Origin of the sequence: Paenibacillus algorifonticola (assembly GCF_050481745.1) — a bacterium.
Taxonomy (GTDB): Bacteria; Bacillota; Bacilli; order Paenibacillales; family Paenibacillaceae; genus Pristimantibacillus; species Pristimantibacillus algorifonticola_A.
The window spans coordinates 1-16,171 of sequence record NZ_JBCNGR010000028.1; the positions used below are offsets into that span (position 1 = coordinate 1).

The window sequence follows — 16,171 nt, forward strand, 5'->3', positions numbered from 1 at the left end:
GCCGGCCAAGGCGCGAAGCGCCAGCGCAAGGGCGCTGGGCGCGGAGCTGCGCCAGGCGCAAGCGGCGGCGGGAACGCGCCGCGCCGCGGGCGCAAGGGCGACGCTGGCGGCAGCTTTGCGCCGGCGGAGCAAACGCAGCGGATCGTGCGGGCGGAGCCGCAGGATCGAGGCGAAGGGCGCGGCGGCGAAGGCGCGCCGCGCACGGATATGTGGGGGCTGCCGATTAGAGGAGGCAGCCGTCGCAGTGATGACGGCGAGCGAAGCGGCGGAGTCGGCCGTGTTTTTGAAGGCGGCAAGCGGCGCAAGGCGGCTCAGTCAGGCTCAGCGCCAAGCGGTGCAAGCTCTAATGAGCAGGCTTCGTCAGATGCTGCTGGAGCAGGCGGAGATGCGGCTAAGAGGAAGCGCAAGAAGAAAAACGGAGGCGGCAATTCAACGGCAGCTTTTGTTAGAAAAAAACGTAAATAAAACAAAATAGTTGTAAAGTCCCTTGCATCAGCGCTGTCCCTCATACAGAGGCTTAGCAGCGCTGGTACAGCGGGCCAAGCTTTAGAAATTATTTAAGCTTGTCGCTTGCTTTTTGAATATGGGTATAGTACACTCAAAGCAATTGATGATATGGACCTGAATTCACATATTGAAAAGGGTGTCATTACAGTCATGGACCTTTTTCAATGTGTGAATTTTTTGTTTCTCAAAACGAAACAGGCGCATATTAATTTTATTTTTGGAGGTTTTACAAATGCAACAAGGTACAGTTAAATGGTTTAACGCTGAGAAAGGCTTTGGCTTCATCGAAGTTGAAGGCGGCAACGATGTATTCGTACATTTCAGCGCAATCACTGGCGAAGGCTTCAAAACGCTGGAAGAAGGACAACGCGTAGAATTTAACGTTGTTCAAGGCAACCGCGGACCACAAGCTGAAAACGTAGTAAAACTGTAGTAGTTTAATCAACTGCGAAATTTAGCCGCTTTCGACCGTAAGGTCGGAGCGGCTTTTTATGCTTTTGACGAGCAAGCCATATTTTACAATATGGCAGCTGCTTTCTTGCTTTCATTTTCAAAAATTGCTACAATATATATCTAGCGGCTTTTTCAAGTTTCTGAAGCTAATTATGATGTTGAGGTGATAAGAATGGGCAAGAAGAACGACGGCAAGCAGCTTGCGCAAAATAAAAAAGCTTCCCATGATTATTTCATCGAAGACACGTATGAAGCGGGAATGGTGCTAATGGGGACGGAAATTAAATCGCTCCGCAACGGACGAGCCAATATAAGCGACGCATTTGCGACGATACGTAACGGCGAAATATTCATCCACAATTTGCATATCAGTCCTTTCGAGCAGGGGAATCGTCACAATCCAACGGATCCGACGCGTGCCCGCAAGCTGCTGCTTCATAAAGCTCAGATTCACAAGCTGCTCGGCCAATCCAAGCAGGAAGGCTACTCCATTGTGCCACTCAAGATATATGTGCGCAATGGCTACGCGAAGCTTCTGATTGGGTTAGGTAAAGGTAAGAAGCAGTTCGACAAACGCGATTCCGCGGCAAAACGCGATGCCCAGCGTGATATTCAACGTGCGCTGCGCGAGAAGCAGAAGATCATACGTTAAGCGCGAGATCGTGCGTGCAAGCACAAGGAAGAGCGTCTGTAGATTTTCAAGGAAAGCGTGCAGTAATTTGCTAACAGTACCAATAACATTTTAGGGATTATTCTTCGAATCGTGTTATACTAAGTAAGTAACGAAGCAAGTTCTTAGCTAAATGATGATCTGATTGCGGCTCTTATGAGCTGACAAGGATGAGTCATTTATGCCAACTCGGGGGCGTTCTTGGATTCGACGGGGATAGGACGAGCGCGGGTTGCGGGTAGTGGGGACGCGTCCACTTCATCAACGCTAAAGCCTATTAAATGGCAAACAACAAACAAACTACGCTTTCGCAGCCTAAGAAACTGTGAGCGTGCTCCTACCTAGCATCGCCCATGTGACTAGACTAGGGGCTAACAAGTAGTGGGATACGCTGTCTCATCTCCGCCTGGGGTGAGCTGAAGAAGACAATCAGGCTGACCTTGGAAGAAGCCGGTTACGAGGCGTCCTCCTGGGTGACATCAAAATCGTGACTACACCCGTAGATGCCTGTGTGGCGTGATCTTCGGACAGGGGTTCGACTCCCCTCGCCTCCAATTTTGTACGAACTTTTTTCGTGCAAAATTGAAGTCGAGGGAGTGTCCAGATTGATGATGAATGAACCCAAATTATTGGTTTGAAATTAGACCGTGAGTAGTTCGGTAATCTCCCATTTATCATCTTGGTTTTTATTAATTTCGATTTTTTTAAAGAGAGACTGAATTAGTTCTTTCTGCGTTTCTTCTTCTAGGAGGTTCCAGTTTTCGCGGATACCTATCATAACATTTATTAACTCATCAATAGGTATTTCTGGTTCTATTATTTCGGTTTCCTCTTTTAACTTCGCATATACTTTTTTCATTCGGGCGTCTTCTTCATCTATTAACATCGCATAGTCTACTGATAAAAGATTACCATCTCCGAGTGCAAGCATCCAGTTCTTACGTCGCAGATTGCTTTTCTCAACTTCCTTTTTTAAGTCGACAATTTCCTTTTTAAGAGGCTTTGGTTTTTCCTGAACGTTATCATTGATAAAATTTAATTTTTGGAAGAGCAGTTCAGTGATTATATTTTCTTGTATTGAAGAGGCATCGCATGTTTTATGTAAATAATTATGAATGCATCTATAACCCTTATACCTAACGCCATTGCTCCGTAAAGATGTTCTCGTTCCTGCATAGTTGGAACCACATTTTCCGCATTTTAAAATACCACTAAACGCATACATATGGGAAGAGCGAGATGCTTCTGATTTTTTTTTTCTATGGAGAAGTTTATTAACTTCTTCAAAATCTTTTTGTGACACGATGGCTTCGTGATTACCTTTGGATATTATGCGTTTTTCTTCAGGCCAGTCTTCCGGCTTGAAATGGTTATAACCTGCATAGGTCCAATTTGTGATAATGGTTTTTACGGCCTTTGCATCCCATTTTGCACCTTCCTTTAGTCTGGATATAGTATTCATGTGATGAGCTATCTTAGTTCTTCCTTGACCTTTTATATAGAGATTAAATACTTCTCTAACTAGTAGTGCTTCCTCTTCGACAATGATTAATTTTAAATATCCATCCTCATCACGGTCGTGAAATGTGTAACCTAACGGGGGTTTGGACATGTGTCTTCCACCATTTTTAGCTTTGGTTGTTAATCCTTTGAGGGTTTCTTCTCTGAGGTTTTCTAAATAAATTTGCGCCCAAATCCCAGAGAAGAATAGAAATGCCTTACCCATAGGCGATCGGGTATCTATCTCCTCTGATCCTTGGGCTGCAATAATGAGACGTACGTTATATTTATTTATCATATCAATGAAGGAGTAGAGATCACCCAAATTGCGGCTTAATCTATCCAGCTTGTGTATCAATATGGTGTCAAATCTACCAGCCTTCATATCAGTAATTAGTGCTTGAACCCCCGGTCGTTTAAGTGACCCGCCACTTATTCCAGGATCCGAATAAACTCTATATAATTGTAATTCTTTTCTCTCCATAACATCTGTTAAAATCGTCTCCTGGGCCTCTAAAGAAAATCCTTCTTCCGCTTGCATTTGAGTTGATACCCTTGTATAGATTGCAGCACGATTCATATTTTTCCTCCTACCGACATGTTAAGAACGTCTTTTTATAATATATTAGCCACTTAATTGTGTATAGTAAGTCAGTCCTATATATGTAATAATGATTGAAGAATTACTAAAGGGAGAGCGTGAAGTGGACTATATCATCTATTTTTTTCTTGATTGTTTAGATACGCTTGCAATATATTTCTTGATGATGGCTATTTTTCATTATCCAATTAGAGAATATCTTAAAGAGTTGTTTTTTATTTGCATTATGTTGGCTCTAACATCTATTTTTATAAGAGAAATACTAGGCTATTCCTTGCTTGATACCTCTACCCATGTAATCCTGCTTCTAATATGTTTGAGATATCTAATAAAGATTAGATGGCATAGAGCAATAAGAATACTTGCAGTTGGCGTACTAGGTTATTTTCTTATTCAAACCATTATTAGTCTCATAGTCAAATCGGTGGGCTTTATTCAAATTGATTTAAATAATTCGAACTATACAGTTATAAGGTTAATACAATTTACAGCTCAAATTGTGACATATCTAATAGCCTATATTATTATTAAGTTTCGTTTAGGCACAACAAAGTTTATTAGGCCTCCACACGATTTTTACATAAAGGAAGAACTTACTACTTCTCATATACGGATTTTATTTTTCACCTCTATTTCTCTCATGTTAATTTGTTTGCTAGTGTTTCTTTTGCTCTCACACAATATGATTCTCATCTTTCTCATAGTTACAATAGTCTTGTTCAGTTCAGTGATCTATTTGACATATAGGAGAGACAGAAATGAGCATAATAGTTAACACTTCTAGGTTGATTTCAGAATGGCTAGCTACAACCAAACCGGAAGAAGAAATTAATGTACAACGATTAAGTGCTATATTAGCCATAAAGCTAAATAATTATGGTGTGATCTTTTCCGTTCTCATCTTCGGGTATTTAACAAATTATTTTTGGAGTTCCTGTATCGCTCTAGTTTCATTTATAGTTATTAGAATTCAAACAGGAGGATTTCACCTTAAAAATTTAGATCATTGCTTTCTAATTTCACTATTGATGTTAATTAGTTTCTCAATGGTTGAATTAAATATTTGGTTTATAGTATTACTGAATTCTGCAAGTATAATTGTTGTTATGAAATATTCGCAAAGATATAAGTTTCTTCCCTGTCTTGTGATATCTTTAAATTTTATTGGACTTTTTCCTGCAGCATCATTATCATTTATGGGGCAAGCACTAACTTTACTCATAAATAGAAGATGGAGGTAAGATTATGAAAAGGAAGATTGCGGAAGCCCTACTTTTTTTAATAAGAGAAGATAGAATCAAAGATAATGATGATAATCGCTTTAAATGGTTGTTAGGTGAAGTTACGATACCAAAGATAAAGGAAGAACAGAATGATTCAGTTTAGCTGGGAATATGAATCCAATTAGTGTTTATTGTATAAATATCGAGACTATTAACGGTAAAATTGAATATGAGTGTCTTAATATTCTCGAAGATGTATTATATTTAGAAATGACACCTAAACCCAAGACGCTAAATAAAGTTAAAAAATCATTTAGTCCTCCTCCAGGTATACCACTTTTTTGTACAGCTAATGGTAAGTACATACAACTTCATAGTATGGAAGCTTATCAAAAGGCGCTTATGCCGTATAAATTCGATTTATTTATGCCTTCTACTCTTGTTAATACTGCAAAGGTAGATTTCATCGAAGAGTCTATTTATGGTAACACTGCATATTTTAAAGGTGCTTCAGACATTTGGGTTCCTGTCTCTAAAAATAAGACTCGTGAATATGAGCATTTGTTAAAAAAGGTTTTTTGAATTCTTCAAGAATTCAAAAACCTTATTTTTTTGGGATAAATATTATACTTAATTTTTTATAAGAAGTAAACAAAAACGCAGCACTCCCCATTTTTGGTTCAAAAATACCATGAAAATTCAGGTAAATGGGGATTTTATACCCACATATATGTTAGGGTTATATTATATTAGATTTTAAAAATATTTATTGACTATTCTTATCGTGCATGTATTGGTCACTGTATAAGGGCGAAGAGTAGAAACTCTTCGTGCTTAATCCTCAACTATGTGCCAGAGCCATGTATATAAGTCATCTTTGCTGCATTTAAGTACTTTACTTAAGGCTTGGGCTTCAGTTAGCGTCATATCATCTCTCAGTTTAGTTTCAAGGCGTGATAGCCTGGTTCTGTTTATTCCAGTATATTCGGCTAGCTGCTCTTGTGTTAAACGACGCTTTTGCCTTAGTTGAGGGATCAAGCACACGCCTGTCTGTACAATGACAGTCATCGTGCTATGCTCCCTTATTGTATTATTTTAAATATACATCCGGAGGATTTAAACATGGGCGACTTAGAAAAAATAATGAAACTAAAGAGTGAGATAGATGAATTGGAAAAAATTCATTCACAAGAAATTATAGAGCAAGTAAAGATGTTTATTTTGGATTCATATCAGCAAAAACAAGTTGAATGATCTGTTCTAATTTCATCTTTTTTGTCGAGTCGCTAATATCAATATTATATTTTTCAATGAGCTGCTTTAATACGTATTCTGTTTGTAAATCAGGCAGGACATTTCCAGTTTTGCTTTCGCTTCTACCTAAAATGTAATCAACTGATACCTCATAAAGGTCAGCCAACTTGCTAAGGGTATCTGAATCTGGATCTCGTAATCCATACTCCCAGTTGGCATATGTGCTTGGATTCTTTAGTTTTAGTCTATCAGCAACATATTTTTTTGACCAATTTCTCTCTTCGCGTAAACTTCTTAATTTGTTTCCCAAAATTGTCAATTGTCTCACCTCCAAAGTACGCTTCATTTAGTTTATCACTCTATCACAAAAAGAATTGTTTTCTACACGAAAAGATACGATTTAACTTGACCTACACATTTGGTGTAGGTTATATTTATACTACAAATCAACACAATACGTGTAGAATAGGAGGGGCTGAATGGAGAGGAAAAAACTTCGTGAGCTTAGAAAGAAATCCAACATCAGTGGTGCTCACTTAGCTAGGTCGTTAGGTTTTAATTCTAGCGCGGGATATTTTAATATTGAATATGGTCTTAATAAGCTAAGCTTTGAACATGCCACAATAATTGCAAAAGAATTAGGAGTAAATTTAGATGATCTCAGAGAGGATGCAGAAAATCTAGATTCATTTTGAAAAGATTCTACACATATTGTGTAATTTTGGAGGTTGCATGATGAAAAAAGTAGATATAAAGATTTCTCAAATACCACGAACTCTGCTAGAGAAAGCATACAAAGAAATTCAATTGAATAAGAACATTAAGTCGAAAGGCGCATAGTGGAAATTGTAAAAATAATACACATAGTAAAAGATGACCGATTGGCGTCGATCATCTTTAGGGACTGCATTGTAAAATTAGAGCCTTGACACCTCTAATCTTACACTCTTCCCCTAAACCTACGCAATGTATATTTCATATTTCCTTTCTATTATTTCTCTCATTTTGTCTTTATAAACCTTTATATACGGAGTGATGACAATTGAATATTAATCGTATGGTTGCTGATTTCGGAAATTCGCTTGGCCAGTTTATGATAGATGGCCATTATTTTGAAATGCCTTCTTCAATTGCGGAAATTACGGAGAAGGACTTTCAAGGTATGTTCGCGCATACCGTACCGGCCGAGTCATTAATGAATCATTTGGTCCTGAAGATTGCAATTGAAGAAGGTCATCTCTACTTCATGGCTGGTAAGAAAGCACAAGCCGATCTGCTGGGAAACGCGCACATACACAGTCTGCACGACAAAACGCAATCACAAACGGTATGGGTTACTTGGTTAGCTGCTATCGCGTTGTATCATGCGACAAAAGAGCCCGATATGAAAGAGGATACAATCTCCATTGAATATTTTGGTACGCTGCTTCCCGTTTGGCTGGTTAAAAAGGGGAGTAGCTTCAAAGAGAAGCTGTCCGTCATGTCGGAGAGATTCCTATCAGAAGTTTCTTTTGAGCTAGTCACTATGGGGTTTCAACGCAAACTGCATCTTAAAATCGAACAAGCCCAATGTAAGGTTGAAGGCGAGAACGCCAGGCATGCGCTCAAATTTGATTTGGAGGGGAATCCAAAGGAAGATGCGATGCGCTTTAAGGATGCCTTCGTGGTTATGGATGACATTGGTGGGCAAAGCCAGGATTTATGCAAGCTGCAGCCTGATTTAAGAGGAGCTCAATCAGCAGATGATTTTGTTAGCTCAACGGACCAAAGCTACCTGGCAGTGCTGGAAAAGCTGCGTACGGACAAGCTCATGGACTATTTTAGAGATGTTCGAGCTTTGGAGGAGTTTGTGCTGAAGCATATTGCAACACGCAAATATCTTTATCTGGATCCAGTGAAGCATGCTGAGCATGATTTAACGGATGTTATAGAACCGATCCTGGCAGATTTCGCGGAAGTGGCCATGCAAAAGGCGCTACAAAGCTTTCATTTCCAACAAGGCGATCTGGTCTATTACGTTCATATTGGCGGTGTGAACCAGGCGTTACGGGAGTATATGATGGCCTTTCTCGGTGGGTATTTGGGCGAAGCTGTAGCGAAGAAATACCACCTGTTCCCTGAAGATTCGAGAAAATTGAATATTTATGCTTGTGAAATTGTTGCCAAGAATGTGCTGAAGCGTAAAGTCGATGTGATTAAACAAAAGGTTGATGTGTAATGAGTCGCCGGGAGCAGTTTAACGTGAGTGCGCTTCGATTTACAGATGAGGTTCATGATTTCATCTTGAAGTTATCCGCGTCCAGAAAGCTTTCAGAATGGATGGCCAGGCATGCTGAACAGGATTTAAGAGAGAATAATGGGTCAGATAAGTATTCTAACAACGAAATTATGCTTGAGTTGCGGGAAATCAAGCAGTTACTTCATGGGAGTAACCATAGTCTTCAGCAGCGCCAGGGAAGCCCGAAACAGGAGCTGGTCATTGAACAGATCAGCTCTTTCAAAGTGCAAGAGTTGATTCCGGAAGAAGATTTGGAATACGCATTTTAAGGGAGGGGCATTCAAATGGTAATCGTGTCGCATGTTACTAATCAATTAGGGATGAGCGGTTTTTGCTTGTTCCATCAAGCGCTAGTCGATTCTGTAGTAGAACCTGATCCTGAAGAGGTGGCAACCGAGACGGGATATCACCCATTCGCATATGAAATGCGAAATCCAAATGTTTTAAAGAAGGAGAATGGTCGGTATGCCGTGACATGGCTGTCACGAGCGGCCTTACCTTAATTATGGTCATGTCCGAGTTAAAGGATCAAATAGAACTAATGCGCAGTAAGATGAACAGCTTGGCTGAAAAATACAATGAGCTGCAGCATCCGGAAGTCATTCAAGCTAGCGAGGAACTGGACAAGCTCATTAATGAAGCAATGCAAGCTAAATAGCCGAAACGCCCAACTGCTGGCTGGGCGTCGCGAGGAGCTAATCTACCTCGCCTGATGATGGCAGGTTGACTCAGGAGGATCCTATGAGAATTCGCTATAAAGAAATTAACTTCAGAGCTAGCAGCCTTGATCAAATAACCAAAATTAACGAAATCATAAATGAATACCAGGCACAGGGCTATTCCTTAACATTAAGGCAAGTATTTTATCAGCTAGTGGCCAGAGATATTATACCTAACACTGAACGCAGTTATAACAATGTTGGCAGCCTGGTATCAAATGGTCGATTGGCTGGTCTAATTGATTGGCTTGCGATAGAGGATAGAACACGTAATCTAAGGGCTAACCAGCATTGGGATTCAACTGGAAGTATTATAAGGGCTGCTGCGCAGACATATTTAGTCGATAAATGGGCCGATCAGGATTACTATATTGAGGTTTGGGTTGAGAAAGATGCTCTTATAGGAGTAGTAGGACAGATTTGCGGCCGGCTAGATGTCCCTTATTTTTCATGCCGGGGGTATGTCAGCCAATCTGAAATGTGGGTCGCAGCTCAGCGGATACATAATCATAGTAACCGTCAGGCTGTCATTCTGCACTTGGGTGATCATGACCCGAGCGGTATGGACATGAGTAGGGATATCGTGGATAGGCTAAATACTTTTGATGCAAACCCTGTCTTTCGTAGAATCGCACTGAACATGCCTCAAATTGAAGAATTTCTTCCACCACCCAATCCCACCAAGCTCGAAGATAGTCGCGCACCTGGTTATGTCGAGCAATTTGGTTATGATTGCTGGGAGTTGGATGCTTTAAGGCCGGATGTCATGTCTTCCCTTATAGAGCATGCAGTGTTGGAATATCGGGATCAAGATCGATTCGAAAAAGCTCTGGAACGGGAACGAGAAGCAAGAAGGACATTATCTAATGTCTCAGATCATTGGGGAGAAATTGAAGGGTTCTATAAGTAGCACCGTCTGAAGAGCTGCCAGAGGGAAACTGGCCGAAACCATAGTTTTTACAGCTATGGTCGCGGTAATCCGCTATTACAAGAGGAATGAGGTGTCTATACCGCTGTATGACTGTTCGGACATTTTCAGTGGCGGTGAATGCATCAGGGAGAAATCAAGGCCTGGTGAGATGATACGGTCATGAGCATAGTGAAATTTTTTTTGAAAGGGGATTGGTATTATGGCTTTTAATTACGTTACAGTGCTCGCTCACCGTGGTTTAGATATTTGTGTAGCATCGCCAGCTACTCCGGATCGGTTGGGTTATATTATCGATCATATTAATTTTGTGAGTCAGACGTTCAGCACCGTCGCTGCTGCCGTTGAAGCAATCGACGATTATCTAAATCAGCAATAGTTTTTTATGCTCCCCATGAAAAAAAGCGAGGTAGGAGGGCAGACGATGACCGAAAGATTAAATAATTTAAAGCTTCAGTTAAGCCGTTTAGATAGTTTGTTGAGCCGACTAAACGATGACATGACTAGCTTAGAGAGCGATGTGCTCGCTCATCTACAGTCAGAGAGTGAAAAGAGGTGACTACTTGAATGGCTGTACTGCCTAAAGCTAATGCGCGAAAGCTTATTTGTGACTTTGCAAACGGGTTCCGGACAAAACGGGATATGGATGCCTATATTATCGGGATTATTGCGGGGGCCATAGGAACTGGAAAGACACCTACAGAGACGCTTAAAACCGTACGAAACATCTTGGAAGTTTATGATGAGGCTACCAAGGAAAGAGAATTGAATTAGAAGGAGCGTGAAGGTATGAACTGGATTTGTATTGATCCTAATTGCCGAACAACCTTAGAGTGCTCAAAGGCAACCATGCAGGTAACGTCTTGCCCAGGATGCGGAAGAAAGGGATGGTTTACTCAATCGTCAAGTAAAGATGATATGAAAGTCATTCACGAAAACAATAGTCGGCGAATAAATTCTTTAGCAGCTGAACAGCAGATAAAAAAAGAAATAGAACAATACCAACTTCAAATAAAAGATGAGTTAAATGATTATAGACAACGCCTGCTTCCTTACTTTCCTGATGATGAGGTGGAGGATCTTGTGGAAATGTTGCAGGTCTCCCTGCTGGGGGCTTACCGCGATGGCTGGGATACAAGGGGCCGTTTATAAATAATGCCGAAATGCCTATTCATGATGATTAGGCATCGCGAGGAAAGCGGCCAGACCTCGCCTGATGATGGCGGCCAAAACATTTTAGCGGGAGTGTTAGCGATGAGGAAAATACTGATTGTCGGAGTCATTTTAGCTTGCTGCTCGGGTTGTGGCTTGTTTCTTGAAAATCAACAGGCTTCTTCTTCTGAAAATGAAAATAACGTCAAATTTACTACAGAAAGATTAGGTGGTCCACGTGGTTGGGTTTTAACTGATATTGAGACGGGCTGCCAGTATATTGCTCAGAACAATGATGTGGCCTATACCCCGAGGCTAACTGCAGATGGTATTCCAATGTGTGCGAACACGAAATAGCTTTTTTTTGCGAGAAGCAACTTTGCTAGGTAATTATCACTTGCAAAATAGTGTCTATAGTATATATTTTAAATAGTTACTATAAGAACGAACCATGCGTGAGAGGAGGTGTTTAAATTCATGGGGTTTCATTCTACAGGCTTTAGCCGTTTATCTTTAGAGCAGCAGCAGCTTTTTGAGAGTGTCTTTTCAAAGCATCACAATGCGATGAGTGATGAAATGAGAAGAAAATATTCAAGAAACAACATTACCAAAATCGTTTGGATGAAAGAAGAAAAATGCTTGCATGTGCATTTTTCTGACGGCGAATGGTGGCACTATGATTCAGATGGTACGTGGTATTGATGGCAGTTATTTTCGATTTTCACCCAGTCCCTAAGCTGGTGCTCTTATCAGGCTACGACCATCCTATGTACAATGATACGCTGCAACACTGGTATCGAGATACAAAGCAAGTCACGGCTGAAGCTGGGAAGGTCCTGACCGAAGTCCCTTGGATTAATTCTGTTGCTAAATTGAATATAACTGAAGGCCAAATGACTCTGTTTTAATGAACTTGGGAGCGTGCATTGAAATGAGTCGTGAAGATCAGTTGAAAGAGGAATGGAATTTAGTAGCAAAGGATTGTGTCAGCAGTAACAGTTAGTCGCACATTTGCGAATCCTGATAGCCAAGCGTGGAAAGTTTTATCTGAAACTGTAAAGTAACAATATCAATAGGAGGTAATCATCATAATCAAAGCCGAAACGGTTGAGCAGTTTTATATTTTGAAGTGGCTTGAAGCGAATTTTGTAACAGAGTCGATAGAAATTAAGCTGATTGATAGGTGCAGCGTGAAAATAAGGGATGCCGACAAGAAAATTGCTCGTGTTACTTACGCTGGAAAAGACAATATCACTATTTCTGACGATACAACATATTAAATAGGCGATGGGTGTTTAAAGTATGCCAGGAAAAAAACGCATAGACATTATCGATCAGCAATTCGGAACAATGTTGGTATTGAAAGAAGTTGATCCGGGCAGTAACTATACTCGAATGTTTTTGTGCCGTTGCGTATTATGTGAAACTGAAAGGGTCTACTCCATGAATCTTTTACGCAAGGGACGGATTACGTCCTGCAAATCTAGCGCATGCAGAAAGGATCGGTATAAAAAATCTCAAGAATCACTCGATTCAAATCGAGTTGACGGGATAATGCCTTCTGCACTTATTAGAAAAACTCGTGAGAATACAGCAACTGGTGTAAAAGGGGTTAACGTTGCGTATACCAAAAAAGGCACTAAGAGATATCGGGCGTTTATATCAATCGGAGGGAAAACGCATCGACTAGGCAACTTTGATGATCTAGATGCTGCTATCTTAGCGCGTGAGAAAGCCGAAGCTGAGTATCATCAGCCAATTTTGGAAAAAGCTAAACTGCAAAAAGCTAGGAAGGAAATAGAATGAAAATCGAGGTTTATGAAAATCATGACGGAAGCAAGTTGGTGGATGAAGGTGGATCGGAAAGTGAGTTAATAAGGTCGGAAGTAGGCAACGACGATCTGTTGAACAAAATCGACGCTATGAATTTGTCACACTTGACTGTGACCTATCACTGGGCTTCTGCTAGGTAATTCAATGAATAGCAAACGTCCATCTCAAAACGTTGGGCCCATCGTTAAAAAAGTCCAAACAACAACATGGAGGCAATGAAATGTGGATGCAATCTAAATCAGGATTGTGGCATTTAGTCGGGCAAGAGATTAAGCATTATGGCAAGGTTGCGAAGTGCAAGCCATTCAACTTCACCCAAACTCTTTGGCTTGGTGGTGATGAGTTACTGACACCGCCAGCGGGAGAGAAAGTGTGCCAGCGTTGTCTGAAGGTGAAGTAATTGAATGAATAGGAGTGTTCATGAATATGTCAATCGAAGATGTGCAAATTTTGTGGGAAAAATTAATTAGTTTTGATGAAAGAAAACGTGCTGATGTATTGACGCATCTATTCGGTCAGTATCAAGCGCCTATTGAACATGACCTTAAAGGAAAAAAAGAATCAGAGCGGTTTTTCAATGCTCTGGAAAAGTCAATTTCTTATATAACAAAATGAATAGGGTGGTTACATGCGGTTTTTTTATTTGGGAATGGTCACTTTGGTATTTTTTGCAGCTCTTATCTTCGCTAGGAATGATGTAGAGGAAGCTGTTGCTGAGAAAAGCGTATCTTCTTTTGAAGAGAATTTTAAAACGGAGTACCTTGGCGAAGATTTATCGGGATGGATACTGACAGATACGAAAACGGGTTGTCAATATATTGCTCAAAATAGAGATGTGCCCTATATTCCACGTTTAAATTCAAAGGGAGTTCCGATGTGCAATGGAACAAATGAATAGGCGGTGTACGTGGTGGAATTGATAGCTTTTGAGGAATGCTTAGCACCGCCTGGTCAGAACAGAAAAGCGAATATAACCGAAAGAGGTATGACTTTTGAGTGCGTTCGGTGCGGCGTGATGATGCCTAAATTGTTCAAAAAGGATTTTCGGAAGGCAAAAGGGTTCTTGAATCAAATTTGCGAATGCGGCTGCAATAACCGAATTATCCAAGGTGTAGGTTATTCATGGTATGACTATGAAGCAGCTAAAGAGCGAGAACGTAAATTCAAACTCTACCAGAAGCAACAATACGGCGTAACACAATGAATATTGAGGAACATGGGAGGCTATACCATGGCGCGGAGAGTCACGCCGTCTTATTGCTACGACAGAGCTGGTCACTGGCAAACTAAATGTTATCAAGCAGCGGCAAGAGGGAATTATGACAAAGCTGGTGAGTACAGAACAAAATCGTACCAGTGGGCGGCACGAGGTAAACGCGAAGAAGAAAGAAGAAACAAAGAACACTCCTGAATATTGAAGAACATTACCTAAATAGTAGCCACATAACTATATGTGGCTAAATGAAGGACTATTTTGTAACTGCTTCTTTAATTGCGACTAAATGCTTATCAAGATCATATGTTTCACTATAGATGGTACTAGTGTCTGATTTAATGCCTTCAACAGCATCGGCGATTCGACTTAGTAATTGAATAATTTTTTCAGCTTGTTGTTCAGTCAATTTTATCACCTCCTTCTACTGTTAATATAATGCAAAAGTTTGAGGAACGTAAAGTCTAGTGAAATTAATTATTTCATCTAGGGGAAAATATTACCATGGATACTGATCCAGAAAGCAGAAAAGCAGGTTTTAAAACTTACTGGCCGCCACTACACATGGAAACGGTTGGAAGCAACGAAGTTTACTCGACCGGATAGTTGATTAGGATGTTGTGAGGTGATTTACGTGACCGACAGATTGATTAGTTCTCAAAAATTGTTGTCATTCTTGGAAAACAGTATGGAAGCAAGCAGCTTCTGGCGTGGCGAAGGAGCATTAAGCTTTTTTGATGAATTAACGGATGCAATTGAAAATGGGCAGTTGGACCCGATGATCCCAAACCATATAAGCAATGGCGATACAGTTATTTTACCTAACGGCACTGATGCGGTTATTATACAAATCCAATATATCCATAATCGTTATCAACTCAGAGGTGTGAGCGGATGGGCCTATGGGATAGATCAATTAAAGAAAGAGTAGGCAGAAGCCGAAACGCCTGTAACCAGGCGTCGCGAGAACGGGGCAAATCTCGCCTGATGATGGCAGCCATAGAAAGGAGCTGTTTTTGTGATATGTAACGCATGTGATGCAGCATGCCAAGAAATCAGGACTGAGGAGCTATACCAGTGCCCATCATGCGGTCAAAAATACGAGCAAGCGGTATTGGCATTAGATTTGCCGCCAACGCTTCAAAGTGAGGAGCAAAATATGCGACGGAAAATTATAGTGACCCCCCAGAACATCACTTCGGTTCCCTTATCTTGGTTAGTCGTGCAGCTGGGAAAATTGCGCAAACAACTCCGTACGATCGAGACGCCGGAACTTCGAGAGGAAATTCATTTAATTGAAGATTTTTTAAAATCAACGGGTCAATCTAAGACTAGATCAGCTCCCTACGATGAGCAACAGATCGTTATGGATATATCCGTTACACGTCCAGGGGAATACCGGGCCTTAGTAAAAAGGTTTCTTGATGAGTATTATGTTAAAAGATGTCACCGAGATAGCATCAAAGAGGAGTTGGAGTCTATGACCCTGCAGCCGGCATTACCAACGGTTACAGCGGCATACGGCGGGAGTATCGGAGGAGGTCGGACAAGCACTTCCCCATTGGAAGAAGCTTTTATTCGGAAGGAAAGTCAAATCGAGCTTAAACAGCAGATACTTCGATCCCTTGAATGGCAGATTACTCCGGTGGAAGAGGCGCTGGCCATGCTGAAATATGAAGAGCGAGAACTCATAGAAAGAAAGTTTTTGGTACAACGTCCACCACTAGACAACCTACTGATTGAACAAATGCATTACAATCGACAATATTATTATGAAGTTAAGGCGGCAGCAGTTTTGAAAATTGCCCAGAGGCTTAAATTAGTATAGAGAAAGGAGAAG

Annotated in this window: 28 protein-coding genes, 2 other RNA genes and 1 pseudogene; 27 read left to right on the forward strand and 4 right to left on the reverse strand. The window is 40.8% G+C overall.

The window, feature by feature from the left end; genetic code table 11:
- The 4 genes and pseudogenes from ABEW34_RS21460 to ssrA all read left to right on the forward strand — a co-directional run.
- Window positions 1-465: pseudogene (locus ABEW34_RS21460) on the forward strand (hypothetical protein); the annotation flags it as partial.
- Window positions 466-739: 274 nt separating this feature from the next.
- Window positions 740-940, forward strand: a complete 201-nt coding sequence (locus ABEW34_RS21465) for a cold-shock protein (RefSeq protein WP_028609190.1) — start codon at window positions 740-742, stop codon at window positions 938-940.
- A 192-nt stretch (window positions 941-1,132) separates the two neighbouring features.
- On the forward strand, window positions 1,133-1,612 hold the full coding sequence (gene smpB, locus ABEW34_RS21470) for an SsrA-binding protein SmpB (protein ID WP_056032466.1): 480 nt from the start codon (window positions 1,133-1,135) through the stop codon (window positions 1,610-1,612).
- A gap of 209 nt (window positions 1,613-1,821) precedes the next feature.
- Window positions 1,822-2,187, forward strand: a transfer-messenger RNA (tmRNA) gene (gene ssrA, locus ABEW34_RS21475).
- 83 nt (window positions 2,188-2,270) lie between these two features.
- On the opposite strand, the gene ABEW34_RS21480 is transcribed toward ssrA, so the two are convergent.
- On the reverse strand, window positions 2,271-3,710 hold the full coding sequence (locus tag ABEW34_RS21480; RefSeq protein WP_430161337.1) for a recombinase family protein: 1,440 nt from the start codon (window positions 3,708-3,710) through the stop codon (window positions 2,271-2,273).
- 779 nt (window positions 3,711-4,489) lie between these two features.
- Between ABEW34_RS21480 and ABEW34_RS21485 the strand changes: the two genes are divergently transcribed.
- The 3 genes from ABEW34_RS21485 to ABEW34_RS21495 are packed head-to-tail and all read left to right on the forward strand — an operon-like array spanning window position 4,490 to window position 5,536.
- Entirely contained in the window at window positions 4,490-4,972 is a 483-nt protein-coding gene (locus ABEW34_RS21485) for an accessory gene regulator B family protein (protein WP_430161338.1), read from the forward strand.
- A 4-nt stretch (window positions 4,973-4,976) separates the two neighbouring features.
- Window positions 4,977-5,117 carry a hypothetical protein gene (locus tag ABEW34_RS21490; RefSeq protein WP_430161339.1) on the forward strand — a complete coding sequence of 47 codons (141 nt, stop codon included), beginning with the start codon at window positions 4,977-4,979 and terminating at the stop codon, window positions 5,115-5,117.
- Between the two features lie 8 nt (window positions 5,118-5,125).
- The gene (locus ABEW34_RS21495; RefSeq protein ID WP_430161340.1) at window positions 5,126-5,536 is read left to right on the forward strand and encodes a hypothetical protein; all 411 of its coding nucleotides are present in this window, start codon (window positions 5,126-5,128) and stop codon (window positions 5,534-5,536) included.
- 252 nt (window positions 5,537-5,788) lie between these two features.
- Here ABEW34_RS21495 and ABEW34_RS21500 read toward each other — a convergent pair whose 3' ends face one another.
- Window positions 5,789-6,022: a helix-turn-helix transcriptional regulator gene (locus tag ABEW34_RS21500; protein WP_430161341.1), complete on the reverse strand. Its 234-nt coding sequence runs from the start codon at window positions 6,020-6,022 to the stop codon at window positions 5,789-5,791.
- 148 nt (window positions 6,023-6,170) lie between these two features.
- The gene (locus ABEW34_RS21505) at window positions 6,171-6,527 is read right to left on the reverse strand and encodes a helix-turn-helix domain-containing protein (RefSeq protein WP_430161342.1); all 357 of its coding nucleotides are present in this window, start codon (window positions 6,525-6,527) and stop codon (window positions 6,171-6,173) included.
- Between the two features lie 160 nt (window positions 6,528-6,687).
- Between ABEW34_RS21505 and ABEW34_RS21510 the strand changes: the two genes are divergently transcribed.
- The 17 genes from ABEW34_RS21510 to ABEW34_RS21590 all read left to right on the forward strand — a co-directional run bounded on the left by ABEW34_RS21510 (window position 6,688) and on the right by ABEW34_RS21590 (window position 14,322).
- Window positions 6,688-6,903 (forward strand): helix-turn-helix domain-containing protein, encoded by a 216-nt coding sequence (locus tag ABEW34_RS21510; RefSeq protein ID WP_430161343.1) that lies wholly within the window; start codon window positions 6,688-6,690, stop codon window positions 6,901-6,903.
- Between the two features lie 347 nt (window positions 6,904-7,250).
- Window positions 7,251-8,426, forward strand: coding sequence for a hypothetical protein (locus tag ABEW34_RS21515; protein WP_430161344.1), 1,176 nt, complete (start codon window positions 7,251-7,253; stop codon window positions 8,424-8,426).
- A gap of 23 nt (window positions 8,427-8,449) precedes the next feature.
- Window positions 8,450-8,755 (forward strand): hypothetical protein, encoded by a 306-nt coding sequence (locus ABEW34_RS21520; RefSeq protein WP_430161345.1) that lies wholly within the window; start codon window positions 8,450-8,452, stop codon window positions 8,753-8,755.
- A gap of 15 nt (window positions 8,756-8,770) precedes the next feature.
- Entirely contained in the window at window positions 8,771-8,989 is a 219-nt protein-coding gene (locus ABEW34_RS21525) for a hypothetical protein (RefSeq protein ID WP_430161402.1), read from the forward strand.
- An 8-nt stretch (window positions 8,990-8,997) separates the two neighbouring features.
- A complete protein-coding gene (locus tag ABEW34_RS21530) occupies window positions 8,998-9,144 on the forward strand; it encodes an aspartyl-phosphate phosphatase Spo0E family protein (RefSeq protein WP_430161400.1) in 147 nt (48 codons plus the stop codon).
- A gap of 83 nt (window positions 9,145-9,227) precedes the next feature.
- Entirely contained in the window at window positions 9,228-10,115 is an 888-nt protein-coding gene (locus ABEW34_RS21535; RefSeq protein ID WP_430161346.1) for a hypothetical protein, read from the forward strand.
- A gap of 220 nt (window positions 10,116-10,335) precedes the next feature.
- A complete protein-coding gene (locus ABEW34_RS21540; RefSeq protein ID WP_430161347.1) occupies window positions 10,336-10,512 on the forward strand; it encodes a hypothetical protein in 177 nt (58 codons plus the stop codon).
- A gap of 188 nt (window positions 10,513-10,700) precedes the next feature.
- Window positions 10,701-10,907, forward strand: a complete 207-nt coding sequence (locus tag ABEW34_RS21545) for a hypothetical protein (protein ID WP_430161348.1) — start codon at window positions 10,701-10,703, stop codon at window positions 10,905-10,907.
- Between the two features lie 15 nt (window positions 10,908-10,922).
- Window positions 10,923-11,285 carry a hypothetical protein gene (locus ABEW34_RS21550; RefSeq protein ID WP_430161349.1) on the forward strand — a complete coding sequence of 121 codons (363 nt, stop codon included), beginning with the start codon at window positions 10,923-10,925 and terminating at the stop codon, window positions 11,283-11,285.
- Window positions 11,286-11,387: 102 nt separating this feature from the next.
- Entirely contained in the window at window positions 11,388-11,642 is a 255-nt protein-coding gene (locus ABEW34_RS21555; RefSeq protein WP_430161350.1) for a hypothetical protein, read from the forward strand.
- A 120-nt stretch (window positions 11,643-11,762) separates the two neighbouring features.
- A complete protein-coding gene (locus ABEW34_RS21560) occupies window positions 11,763-11,987 on the forward strand; it encodes a hypothetical protein (protein ID WP_430161351.1) in 225 nt (74 codons plus the stop codon).
- Window positions 11,988-12,587: 600 nt separating this feature from the next.
- Entirely contained in the window at window positions 12,588-13,091 is a 504-nt protein-coding gene (locus tag ABEW34_RS21565) for a hypothetical protein (RefSeq protein ID WP_430161352.1), read from the forward strand.
- Entirely contained in the window at window positions 13,088-13,258 is a 171-nt protein-coding gene (locus ABEW34_RS21570) for a hypothetical protein (protein ID WP_430161353.1), read from the forward strand. The genes ABEW34_RS21565 and ABEW34_RS21570 overlap by 4 nt, the downstream gene beginning before the upstream one ends.
- Window positions 13,259-13,338: 80 nt before the next feature.
- On the forward strand, window positions 13,339-13,518 hold the full coding sequence (locus tag ABEW34_RS21575; RefSeq protein WP_430161354.1) for a hypothetical protein: 180 nt from the start codon (window positions 13,339-13,341) through the stop codon (window positions 13,516-13,518).
- A 26-nt stretch (window positions 13,519-13,544) separates the two neighbouring features.
- Window positions 13,545-13,733, forward strand: coding sequence for a hypothetical protein (locus ABEW34_RS21580; protein ID WP_430161355.1), 189 nt, complete (start codon window positions 13,545-13,547; stop codon window positions 13,731-13,733).
- A 13-nt stretch (window positions 13,734-13,746) separates the two neighbouring features.
- Entirely contained in the window at window positions 13,747-14,016 is a 270-nt protein-coding gene (locus tag ABEW34_RS21585; RefSeq protein ID WP_430161356.1) for a hypothetical protein, read from the forward strand.
- A gap of 12 nt (window positions 14,017-14,028) precedes the next feature.
- Window positions 14,029-14,322, forward strand: a complete 294-nt coding sequence (locus tag ABEW34_RS21590; protein WP_430161357.1) for a hypothetical protein — start codon at window positions 14,029-14,031, stop codon at window positions 14,320-14,322.
- 265 nt (window positions 14,323-14,587) lie between these two features.
- On the opposite strand, the gene ABEW34_RS21595 is transcribed toward ABEW34_RS21590, so the two are convergent.
- Complete coding sequence (locus ABEW34_RS21595) at window positions 14,588-14,740, reverse strand: hypothetical protein (protein ID WP_430161358.1); 153 nt, start codon at window positions 14,738-14,740, stop codon at window positions 14,588-14,590.
- Between the two features lie 225 nt (window positions 14,741-14,965).
- Between ABEW34_RS21595 and ABEW34_RS21600 the strand changes: the two genes are divergently transcribed.
- The 3 genes from ABEW34_RS21600 to ABEW34_RS21610 all read left to right on the forward strand — a co-directional run bounded on the left by ABEW34_RS21600 (window position 14,966) and on the right by ABEW34_RS21610 (window position 16,159).
- Window positions 14,966-15,262, forward strand: a complete 297-nt coding sequence (locus ABEW34_RS21600) for a hypothetical protein (RefSeq protein ID WP_430161359.1) — start codon at window positions 14,966-14,968, stop codon at window positions 15,260-15,262.
- 5 nt (window positions 15,263-15,267) lie between these two features.
- Window positions 15,268-15,334: hammerhead ribozyme type II (locus tag ABEW34_RS21605), an RNA gene on the forward strand.
- Between the two features lie 111 nt (window positions 15,335-15,445).
- Window positions 15,446-16,159, forward strand: coding sequence for a hypothetical protein (locus ABEW34_RS21610; RefSeq protein ID WP_430161360.1), 714 nt, complete (start codon window positions 15,446-15,448; stop codon window positions 16,157-16,159).
- Window positions 16,160-16,171 lie beyond the last annotated feature (12 nt).